The organism is Pseudomonas sp. C32, from assembly GCF_030417915.1.
In the GTDB taxonomy this organism is placed as follows: Bacteria; Pseudomonadota; Gammaproteobacteria; order Pseudomonadales; family Pseudomonadaceae; genus Aquipseudomonas.
In genome coordinates this window covers 44714-54731 of sequence record NZ_JAUHUK010000030.1, presented here as the reverse complement: position 1 = coordinate 54731, position 10018 = coordinate 44714, and the positions used below count along the sequence as shown (strand labels likewise).

10 protein-coding genes are annotated in these 10018 nt (G+C 55.4%); 5 read left to right on the top strand and 5 right to left on the bottom strand.

Annotated elements, in window-relative coordinates:
- Positions 1-1021 precede the first annotated feature (1021 nt).
- From QYH43_RS25395 to QYH43_RS25375, 5 genes are all read left to right on the top strand, one after another.
- Positions 1022-1738 carry a ParA family protein gene (locus tag QYH43_RS25395; protein WP_367316918.1) on the top strand — a complete coding sequence of 239 codons (717 nt, stop codon included), beginning with the start codon at positions 1022-1024 and terminating at the stop codon, positions 1736-1738.
- 142 nt (positions 1739-1880) lie between these two features.
- Positions 1881-2294 carry an arsenate reductase ArsC gene (locus QYH43_RS25390; protein ID WP_090454558.1) on the top strand — a complete coding sequence of 138 codons (414 nt, stop codon included), beginning with the start codon at positions 1881-1883 and terminating at the stop codon, positions 2292-2294.
- Positions 2295-2719: 425 nt separating this feature from the next.
- The gene (locus QYH43_RS25385; protein WP_095058098.1) at positions 2720-2953 is read left to right on the top strand and encodes a hypothetical protein; all 234 of its coding nucleotides are present in this window, start codon (positions 2720-2722) and stop codon (positions 2951-2953) included.
- A 204-nt stretch (positions 2954-3157) separates the two neighbouring features.
- Positions 3158-4255, top strand: coding sequence for a carboxynorspermidine decarboxylase (locus QYH43_RS25380; protein WP_090454561.1), 1098 nt, complete (start codon positions 3158-3160; stop codon positions 4253-4255).
- Between the two features lie 29 nt (positions 4256-4284).
- A complete protein-coding gene (locus QYH43_RS25375; RefSeq protein WP_095057975.1) occupies positions 4285-5538 on the top strand; it encodes a saccharopine dehydrogenase family protein in 1254 nt (417 codons plus the stop codon).
- 296 nt (positions 5539-5834) lie between these two features.
- On the opposite strand, the gene QYH43_RS25370 is transcribed toward QYH43_RS25375, so the two are convergent.
- The 5 genes from QYH43_RS25370 to pstC form a co-directional block, all read right to left on the bottom strand.
- Positions 5835-6470 carry a hypothetical protein gene (locus tag QYH43_RS25370; RefSeq protein WP_095057974.1) on the bottom strand — a complete coding sequence of 212 codons (636 nt, stop codon included), beginning with the start codon at positions 6468-6470 and terminating at the stop codon, positions 5835-5837.
- On the bottom strand, positions 6470-7168 hold the full coding sequence (locus tag QYH43_RS25365) for a hypothetical protein (protein WP_090454566.1): 699 nt from the start codon (positions 7166-7168) through the stop codon (positions 6470-6472). The genes QYH43_RS25370 and QYH43_RS25365 overlap by 1 nt, the downstream gene beginning before the upstream one ends.
- Positions 7169-7269: 101 nt before the next feature.
- Entirely contained in the window at positions 7270-8031 is a 762-nt protein-coding gene (pstB, locus tag QYH43_RS25360) for a phosphate ABC transporter ATP-binding protein PstB (protein ID WP_218232072.1), read from the bottom strand.
- Between the two features lie 74 nt (positions 8032-8105).
- Complete coding sequence (gene pstA / locus QYH43_RS25355) at positions 8106-8999, bottom strand: phosphate ABC transporter permease PstA (protein WP_095058097.1); 894 nt, start codon at positions 8997-8999, stop codon at positions 8106-8108.
- Complete coding sequence (gene pstC / locus QYH43_RS25350; RefSeq protein ID WP_090454569.1) at positions 8999-9964, bottom strand: phosphate ABC transporter permease subunit PstC; 966 nt, start codon at positions 9962-9964, stop codon at positions 8999-9001. Before pstC ends, pstA begins: the two co-directional genes overlap by 1 nt.
- Between the last annotated feature and the right edge of the window lie 54 nt (positions 9965-10018).

The window sequence follows — 10018 nt, the reverse complement described above, 5'->3', positions numbered from 1 at the left end:
GGCTTGGCCTTCATTGCCCTATCTGTAATGTTGGCCATGCACTTACTCTTGGTAGTGAATTGGTAGTGAATTGAGATGCGCTTTAGGGGGATGTTAACGGATGCCAATGGACAGTGTAAGCAAGTAAAGTCAATAAATACGGGGTTTTAGGCAAGTGTCTTGGATCTTGAAGGACGTTGCTGGATTATAAATCACCTTTATGGGGGGCTAGGGGTAGAGTGTTCGAATCACTCCGTCCCGACCATATAATTCAAAGGGTTGCGAGATTTTATCTCGCGACCCTTTTTTATTTTTTATCGTTTTTACCCCTACAAAACGACTGGCTCTGGGTGGAATCTTTGGCTGATACAAAGTGTGAGTTCACGCCGTTTTTGGCCCTTTTTCGCGCTGCCTTTGGCACCAATCCTGTTTGATAATTCTCTTCCTTTCTCAGCTTTTTCGCATGTCAGATAGCCTTGGAAAGCGCACTGTTTCCGGGCGATTAGGGCGTTTTTCCTCAGGGCTCCGCGGCGCTAAACCCTGGAAGCTCAGTTCCGATTCTTCGTTCTTAAAGGTCACCATCCTAAATCAGCGAAACCGGCTGTACGTCACGCGGGCCGTGCCTTTGAAGACAAACGGAAGCAGCGAAAGCCGGACTTCCGATTGTGCGCTAGGGAAACGGAACAGAGCGCGGGGAGGGCGCATCCTATTCGAATTGATTGCTGACGGGCTGTGGGCCTTCTGACGACCCTTTGATCACAAGGCCCAGGGGCCGATTTGGAATCAAACCATCGCGTCCGAGAGCCTGACCTATACCTCCAAATTCGACGTTTTTGGGCCCCAACCGCAGTGCCAAACAGACCGCAAATTCACCCGACTTCTTGCTGTTTTGGTGACAAACCATTTTGCAGGTAGTTGGCACCGATTGAGTGCCGCTGAACCCTCGAAAGATCCGTCGGCCGCGGCTTCTAGCGGTCAGCTCGGAATCTCTTGCAAGGTCCTGGTCGGTGCCAAATCCGCTGCTAACTCACAGGACAACGGCATTGAGCGGCGCCGCTACTGCGGTGTGTACCGGACGCTGGTTGTCGACCTGGACGCCCAGGCCAACTCCACGTATTACCTCACCGGCCTGACCGGGGATGATATTTCGGTGGGTATTGCGGACTTTTTCAAGCAAACGCTGTCTTCTGGGCCGGCAGCCAAAAAATGTCGCGCTCATATCGTTGAGACACCCTACGACAATCTTCACCTCATCACTGCCAGCCACGAGCTTTCGGATTTACAGCCCAAGCTGGAAGCGAAGTTCAAGATAAACAAGCTGCGCCGGCTGTTGGATGACATTTCACAAGACTACGACCGGATTTACATCGATACGCCGCCGGCGATGAATTTCTATGCGTTCAGTGCGCTCATCGCCGCCGATGCGGTTTTGATTCCATTTGATTGCGATACCTTCGCTCGCCAAGCGTTGTACCAGGTGCTGGCACAGGAAACCGAACTTCAGGCTGACCATAATGAATCACTGGCCGTTGAAGGAATTGTCATCAATCACTACGTCAGCACCACTGGCGTTCACCGCAATCTGGTCGAGGAACTCATCGGGGAAGGGCTGCCGATTCTTCCGGTGTATCTCAGCAGCTCGGTCAAGATGCGTGAATCTCATGAGCGGTGCTTGCCCTTGATCTACCTCGACAGGCATCACAAGCTGACAGGCCAGTTCGTTGATCTCTTGCATGTGCTGGAGGCGGCAACTGAGTGAACGCTACTGTTACGGCCGGCGGCTGCCGAGAATTGAAAGATCTGGAAATAATGCATTCTATCGACTTGAAGGTGGGCGATCAAAACGCTGCTTAACTGAACAGGGCGTTTTCTCGGATCACTGTTCGAGCGAGGAGAAAGAAATGGCTGACAAAATTCGGGTGCTGTTTGTCTGCGCTAAAAATGACGTCCGTTCGTTGCTGGCCGAGGCTATGCTTCGCCACACTGACTCTTCAAGCTTCGAAGCTTTCAGCGCTGGCCTTGAGCCCGGTGAGGTTGATCCTCGAACCGTAGAATCTCTCGAACATATCGGCATAGAGACCAACGGTCTGCGTAGCAAATCGATTAATGAATTTGACGGGCAGCAGTTTCACTACGTGATCACACTGTGTGATAAATCCTCGGAAGACGCTTCACGGATGCCGTCCTCCGGTGAGGTGATCGTGTGGTGTTTTGAGGACCCGACGACCAGTGAGAAACATGAGCCTTTCCGCCATGCACTCCAAGAGATTCACGACCGCATCAAAATGTTTGTCACAGTGAAGACAAGGCAGTGAGCTTGGATTCAGTGAAAACGACTACAAACTGTTGTTAGACTTGCATTCCAATGACCGCTATTGGCATGTGGATTCAAGCGGCCAGCAGCGGACTGAATGAGTTTCTCGATTCACTTTGAAGGAAAGCTTGCGCTCACTCATAAAACTTACCAGCAAGCAAAATTGCTGCACAACGCAGCCATACGTTTAGCTTTTGCTACTGGCGGTCGCTCCAGTAGCCGCTGCATCAAAAAACGTATCCACAGATCCATTTTCCGATCCCCGGCGCCTGGTCCATAGGGAGATAATGACATCGTCTGCTCCAAGATACGCTCACTGGTAAAATCAGAACCAAGAGCTCCGATAAACCCGATGAACGATTGCTCATTGTTTACACCTTCCAACAACTTATAGGTACAGACTGGAAAAAAAACAATGGTGATCCCATGAGCTGTCTTATTTGTGCAGGTGTCGCTGAACGCATTCGGTGCCGTGGCCCGTGGGAGGAAAGAGATTGTCCCGCCTGTGGCCACTATCGAGTTTCCGATGCGCTCGTGTTGGCACTGATGGAGCAGGGGCAAATTTTTGATGTGAGCAAAACAAGGATTTGGCTGGCCAGTAAACGCAAGGAAGTAGCCATTCCATCTATTGAGATCGACCAAGCGCTTTTGGTGCCATGAAGTGTCTATTGTCTAAAGCTGACTGCCCTCGCTTGCATTCGCCTTTATATCCGTGAGTTACGCGTCGTAGTAAGTCACGTTCTGGACGCTCGAATCACGTGGATATATAGACTCAGTGAGCTGTACCTTCTAGCTCTTTCGATATGTAGTCAGCGAAGGCACAATGCCTATCCTTTTTTGGCTGGCCTTGCAGGAGGCCTTGAAATGATCAAAACGCCGTACTACCTCATCGACAAACAGAAGCTGCTGGTCAACATGCAGAAGATCGCCTATGTGCGCGAGCAGTCGGGGGCCAAGGCCCTGCTGGCGCTCAAGTGCTTCGCGACCTGGTCGGTGTTCGACCTGATGCAACAATACATGGACGGCACCACCTCGTCGTCCCTGTACGAGCTCAAGCTCGGTCGTCAGAAGTTCGAAGGCGAGACCCACGCCTACAGCGTGGCTTGGGCCGATGACGAGATCGAAGAGATGCTCGACAACAGCGACAAGATCATCTTCAACTCCATCAGCCAGCTGCAACGCTTTGCCGAGCGCTCGCAAGGCAAGGTCCGCGGCCTGCGGGTCAACCCGCAAGTAAGCAGCTCCGACTACCTGCTGGCCGACCCGGCGCGCCCGTTCAGCCGGCTGGGCGAGTGGGACCCGGTGAAGATCGAAGGCGTGATCGATCAGATCTCTGGCTTCATGTTCCACAACAACTGTGAGAACGGCGATTTCGGCCTGTTCGACCAAATGCTGTGCACCATCGAAGAACGCTTCGGCGAGCTGCTGCACAAGGTCAACTGGGTGAGCCTGGGCGGCGGCATTCACTTCACCGGCGAAGGCTACGCGCTGGACGCGTTCTGCGCGCGGCTCAAGGCCTTCTCGCAAAAATATGGCGTGCAGGTTTACCTGGAGCCGGGCGAAGCGGCGATCACTAACAGTGCCTCGCTGGAAGTGACCGTGCTCGACACCCTGTACAATGGCAAGCACCTGGCGGTGGTGGACAGCTCCATCGAAGCCCACTTGCTGGACCTGCTGATCTACCGCCTCAACGCCAAATTGGCGCCGAGCGACGGCGAGCATACCTACATGGTGTGCGGCAAGTCGTGCCTGGCCGGGGACATCTTCGGCGAGTATCAGTTTGATAAACCGCTGGCCATCGGCGACCGCCTGTCGTTCGTCGATACCGCGGGCTACACCATGGTCAAGAAGAACTGGTTCAACGGCCTGAAAATGCCGTCCATCGCAGTGAAACAACTCGACGGTACCGTCGAGGTGGTTCGTCAATTCGATTTTGAAGACTATCTGTCCAGCCTTTCCTGAAACGGACAGATAAAGGAGAAGTAAAGCAATTGAAAAAGAACGTTCTTATCATTGGTGCAGGAGGTGTCGCCAAGGTGGTGGCCCACAAGTGCGCGCAGCACAACGACGAACTTGGTCGTATCGCTATCGCGTCGCGCAACATCTCCAAATGCCAGGCCATCATCGACAGCGTCAAGGCTAAGGGCAGCCTCAAACAGCCCGCCGAAATCCAGGCATTCTCGCTGAACGCCCTGGATGTCGAAGCGACCAAGGCGCTGATCCGCGAAACCGGATCGCAGATCGTCATCAACGTCGGTTCCGCTTTCCTAAACATGTCGGTGCTGCGCGCCTGCATCGATGCCGGCGTGGCCTATCTGGACACCGCCATTCACGAAGAACCGGGCAAAATCTGCGAGACGCCGCCCTGGTATGGCAACTACGAGTGGAACCACCTGCAGGAATGCCAAGAGAAGAACATCACCGCCATTCTCGGTGTGGGCTTCGACCCGGGTGTGGTCAACGCCTATGCGGCGCTGGCACAACAACAGTATTTCGACCGCATTGATTCGATCGACATTCTCGACGTCAATGCCGGCTCCCATGGCAAGTATTTCGCCACCAATTTCGACCCGGAAATCAATTTCCGCGAGTTCACCGGACAGGTCTGGAGCTGGCAGAACAGTCAGTGGACCAGCAACACTATGTTCGAGGTCAAGCGTACTGATGACCTGCCGGTCGTAGGCGCGCAGAACCTGTACCTGACCGGCCACGATGAAGTGCACTCGCTGTCGAAAAACCTCGACGTGCCCAACGTGCGTTTCTGGATGAGCTTCGGCGAGCACTACATCAATGTGTTCACCGTACTCAGGAACCTTGGCTTGCTCTCCGAGCAACCGGTCAAGACCGCCGAAGGCCTGGAAGTCGTGCCGCTGAAAGTGGTCAAGGCCGTGCTGCCTGACCCGAGCTCGCTGGCGCCTGGCTACACTGGCAAGACCTGCATCGGCGACCTGATCAAGGGCACCAAAGATGGGCAGCCGCGCGAGGTGTTCATCTACAACGTGGCCGACCATGAAGAAGCCTACGCAGAAACCGACAGCCAAGGCATTTCCTATACGGCTGGCGTGCCGCCAGTGGCTGCAGCGCTGCTGGTCGCCCGCGGCGAGTGGGACGTGCAACGCATGGCCAACGTCGAAGAGCTGCCGGCTATGCCGTTCCTCAGGGCGCTGGACGTGATGGGCCTGCCGACCCGCATCAAGGATGAGAATGGAGACCGCCCCTGGAGCGGTAACGCCGAAGGCTCGTAACATACAACTGAGCTTCATTGCCTGCTGCAAAAACGCCGCTCAATAAGCGGCGTTTTTGTTTGTACGTGACTTTTTTGAATACGCCGAAGAGAGCTCACAACCTATGCTTTTGTTCCGGCTCTTCGTACTGGAGCGGCATCTAACACCGTTCTTAAAAACTGTAGATACAGGCAGAAGGCCAAAGACTGCCTAATGCTGACTGGTTTTTTTCATCGATTCCAATTGAGCTCAACTACGCCCAGTGTGAATTGGTGATCGCTCAGCGAGCGATCTAAATATTTCAGATGTACTAAAAATCAGGAGGAAAAAACTTCCGAGCGTTGTTGCGCTGGCGCCTTGTGTCTGAGCGGTTGCTGCCAAGCTAGCTGCGCCTGGAGTTCAGCTACTGCATCCAAGACTCTCTGTGCCCAGCGCTCGTCTTCCGGATGTACGACAACCACGCGAAAACCGTGGTCATGACCTTCAATCTGCACACCTTCGGAATCATCGACATGCAAGTCGATATCGAATGCTGGCGGAAATTTCGAAGGGGAGTTCGACAGCCCATGCATCGTCAGGGCATGGTTATGCCGCACACTGTTGACCACGCCGTCGACGCGGATACCGTAAAGTAATAGCCAACGCCGGATGTAGGAAGGCGTGCGACCCGATGACGTGTAGACCCAGATACTGCAGCCCTGGCGACGTAACTCTCGGGTCAGGGAGCGTGTTCCGATACGCAACGGCTCACCCAGCCAACGGTGGACACAGGCCGGCAGCTGGTTTTTCTCTACTGCGCACTGGTGGAGTTGGCAGGCCAGCGTGTCATCGATATCGAACGAAATCCGTATGCGCGGACGCCTGAACACGGGCATCGGGATGGCACACTGGATGGCTTGCCATACACGGCTGCCGAAAGTTCGGCATTTAGCGAGCATTGGATGCCAGCTCATCAACGGCCTTCCTGATGGACGGGCAAGGGCTTGTCTTTGAGAAAAAACTTCATTGGATCAGGCGCCTGTTCTTCCAGGAAGGCTGCATATTTTTTCTTGATCTTGGGCAGTTCGTACAGCGCCTTGATTCCATGCTTGGCGGAGTTGCGTATGACTGAGGATGGGTTGAAATAGCCCTCGGCGTTTTCCAGCGTCAGCACGAACGGCGGTAAACCTGCGCGCATGAGCAAATAGCTGACGATGAGCGACCCACTGCGGTTGTTGCCTTCTATGAACAATTGCGGCTTGCTCAGGATGCGCACGTACACACCCGCGGCACGCTTCCAGACTGATTCACTGCGATACGCGCTGTACCAATTGAACAAGTCTTTGATTCCACCCTCCACGTTGTTGAAGAAGTGTTCCTCGGTGGCAGCAAGGTGTTGAGCGAATTCCAGCCGGCGCGCCGGGTCTCGACCGCACAGGACCGTGGCATTGATCTCCAGCATCAGATTCAACTGCTGAAGATCAAACAGGTCGACGCCACGTGCAATGTAGTCGTCAATCAGGGCATAGCCATCAAGCACGTTCTGAAGCACTTCGTCCGTCAAGGGATCTCGTGGCTCGGTGAAGTGCCTGCTGAGCTCAGCAAAACGACTTTGCACCTCACGCAGCGCACGTTCAATCGCAGACAAATCAAGACGACGCTTTGCAGACATTGGCAATCCTGATGAAAGAGGGGTGGGAAGGTAAAACGACCAAATGCATGCCAATGTCGTTTGGCCCTTGGCTGCATTCGGTCTGACCGGACGGTTTTTGCCTAGCTGAATTTTCCGCTGATGTAATCGCTGGTCATTTGCTCGCGCGGATTGTCGAATATCTGGGCCGTGGGACCCATCTCAACCAGATAGCCGGTACGCGTGCCCTGTGAAATATCCACCGAGAAAAATGCCGTCGTGTCAGCGACACGGATCGCCTGCTGCATATTGTGGGTGACCAGAGCGATGGTGTAATCCTTCTTCAACTCGACCATCAATTCCTCGACGCGGCGGGTGGCAATCGGGTCGAGTGCCGAGCACGGCTCATCCAGCAACAGGACTTCCGGTTCGGTGGCGATGGCGCGGGCGATACAGAGTCGTTGCTGCTGGCCCCCTGAGAGGGACAGACCGCTGACCTTGAGCTTGTCCTTGACTTCATCCCACAGCGCGGCGCCCTGCAGGGCGTGCTTGACGCGGTCGCCCAGATCGCCCTGGTAGCGATTGAGGCGTAGGCCAAAAGCGACGTTATCGAAGATGCTCATCGAGAACGGGTTTGGTTGTTGAAACACCATCCCGATATAGCGGCGCACGACCACGGGATCAACGCCCTTGCCATAAACGTCTTGCCCGAGGAAATGCACATGACCCTCGAAGCGAAAGCCTTTGACTAGGTCATTCATCCGGTTGAGGCTGCGCAGTACGGTACTCTTTCCGCAGCCCGAAGGACCGATGAATCCGGTGATCTTGTTTTTTTCGATCGGCACATGGCTGTCACGCACCGCCATGAAATTGCCGTAGAAAATCTTGTCCAGCTTGCAGTCCATGACCACAGGGACCTGTGTCTCGAGCGGGGCAACTTTTTGCGCAGATAATACATTCACACTATGTGCTCCCATTCTTAAAACTTTGGCTTGCCGAAGATTCGGCTGACGATATTCACGATCAGCACGATCATCACCAACACCAGCGAGGCCGCCCATGCGAGCTCAAGCTGATTGTCGAACGGCATGCCGGAGAAGTTGTAGATCAGTACGGCGAGCGATGCGGTCGGATTCATCACCGCCAGGCTGCCGTCGTGGTAGATCCAGTAATTGCTGAACAGGGCGGTAAACAACAGCGGCGCGGTTTCGCCGGCTGCACGGGCCACCGCCAGCATCACGCCGGTCAGGATCGCTGGCAGGCCGGTAGGCAGTACGATTTTCCAGATCACCTGCGATCGGGTGCAGCCCATACCGTAGGCAGCATCCTTCATGATCTTGGGCACCATCCTCATCGATTCTTCAGCCGTCAGCACAACGATGGGCAGCATCAATACTGCCAGCGCCACGCCACCTGCCGGTGCCGAGTAGGTGCCCGTGGTCATCACCACCAGGGCGTAGGCAAAAACCCCCGCCAAAATCGAAGGCAATCCGGTGAGCATCTTGGCGGCAAAGCGCGCGGCGTTGGCCAGCTTGCTGTCCGGCCCAAGCTCAGCCAGAAAGATGGCCGCCATGATGCCGACCGGAACCGCGATGGCAGCGGCGATACCGACCATAACGAAGGTGCCTGCCATCGCGTTGCCGAAGCCGCCACCCGTCTCGAAGCCGGTCGGCGGCAGTTCGGTGAACACCTCTACGCTGAGGCGGGCACCACCACGTGTGATCAGCATGTAGAGCACGGAAATCAGGGGCACGCTGGCCAGCAGGGCGCCAGCCCAGACCAGCGTAGTTAACACCAGGCTGCGCAGGGCGCGTCCTTCAAACTTGCGCTGCAGACTGGGCAAAGCGGCTGTCGAAGAAGTGATGTCAGTCATCATTTAGTACCACGCTGGGCATAGACCATGATCATGGAGCCGATGACGTTCACGATCAGGGTGATCAGCATCAGGACCAGTGCTGCATACATCAACACCTCGATCTCGGTCGGTCCCGCCTCGGGGAAGTTCAGCGCCAACAAGGCCGCGAGCGTGTTGGCGGGTGCAAACAGAGAAAGGGAAATGTTGTTCGAGTTGCCTACCAACATGGCCAGGGCCATCGTTTCACCCAAGGCCCGACCCAGACCCAGCACCAGCGAGCCAAAAATGCCGGTGGCAGCGGAGGGCACCATGACCTTGAGAATCGCTTCCCAGTGGGTGGTTCCCATGCCATAGGCCGCCTGCTTGGTTTTCATCGGAACGCCGGTGAGGGCATCCTGCGAAACAGCGGCAATGGTCGGCAGAATCATGATGGCAAGCACCAGCGCGGCAGGTAACAGCCCCGGGCCACTCAAGGTCGTGCCGAAAAAGGGGATCCAGCCAAGTTCACTGTTCAGCCAATCCGTGAGGGGACGAATGGCCGGGATCACCACGTAGATGCCCCACAGGCCATAAACGACGCTGGGAATGGCCGCGAGCAATTCGACAATGGTGCGAAAAACGGCCGCCAGTTTCGCGGGCAGGAAATCCTGGGTCAGGAAAATCGCCATGCTGACGCCGAAAAAGCCTGCGATCATCAAGGCGATGAAGGCGCTGTAGAGCGTGCCCCAAATGGCCGGCAGGATGCCGTACTTGCCCTGGTTCACGTCCCACACGGTTCCCAAAAGGACGTCAAAACCGTGTTTCTCCATGCCTGGAAGTGCTTTGCGTCCCACCTCGAACACCAAGGCAAAGACCAGCGCCAGAACGAGAACCACACCGATGCGCGCCAGTGCGCGGAAGGTGCGATCAACCAGAAAATCCTTTGCAGACGGTGGACGGCAGGCGGAATCCGGATTGACCGGTACGACAAATGGCTTGTTCATGGGCTATTCCGGCGTAGGGGAGAACGCTCTCGGCGAGGCTGGAAGCACACGCCG